This is a genomic window from Streptomyces sp. SID11385 (genome assembly GCF_010548245.1).
Lineage (GTDB): Bacteria > Actinomycetota > Actinomycetes > Streptomycetales > Streptomycetaceae > Streptomyces.
Genome location: NZ_JAAGLR010000836.1, coordinates 1 through 727 on the forward strand (window position 1 = coordinate 1; position 727 = coordinate 727).

The following is a 727-nucleotide window of genomic DNA, read 5'->3' on the forward strand; positions in this document are numbered from 1 at the left end:
CAAGGCGCGCGCCGAGGAGCTGACCCGCGAGGCCGAGCAGTGGCACCGGCAGGCCGCCGCGCGCGGCCACCGGGGCGCGGCGCTCCAGCTCGGCGCCCTCCTGGAACGGCGCGGCAAGCTCAAGGAGGCCGGCCGCTGGTACCTCAGCTCCGCCCGCGAGGGCGAGACGCGCGCCGCCTGCGCCCTCGGCTTCCTGCTCCGCGACGCGGGCGACGAGGAGAACGCCGCCGTGTGGTGGCTCAAGGCCGCCCAGGACGGCGACGGCAACGCCGCGAACGCCCTCGGCGCCCTCCACGCCGAGCGCGGCGAGCACCAGACGGCCGAGCGCTGGTACCGCGCGGCCATGGACGCGGGCGACCACAACGGCGCCTACAACCTCGCCCTGCTCTGCGCGGCGCAGGGCCGCACCGCGCAGGCCGAGCAGTGGTACCGCCGCGCCGCCTACGCGGGCCACCGCGAGGCGTCCAACGCCCTCGCCGTCCTGCTCCTCCAGGCCGGGGACGCCGCGGGCGCCGAGCCCTGGTTCTCCAAGGCCGCCGAGACCGGCAGCGTCGACGCCGCCTTCAACCTCGGCATCCTGCACGCGGGACGCGGCGACGACGACGGCGCGCTGCGCTGGTACGAGCGCGCCGCCTCCGCCGGGCACGCCGAGGCGGCGCTCCAGGTCGGCATGGCCCTCCTGCGCGAGGGCGACGAACGCTCCGCCGAGCGGCACCTGCGCTGCGCG

At 78.3% G+C, this 727-nt stretch carries 1 protein-coding gene; it reads left to right on the plus strand.

Features of this window, described 5'->3' with window-relative positions; genetic code table 11:
* Positions 1-727 (plus strand): tetratricopeptide repeat protein (locus G3I42_RS25370; protein ID WP_239096663.1); only part of this gene is annotated, 727 nt, incomplete at both ends.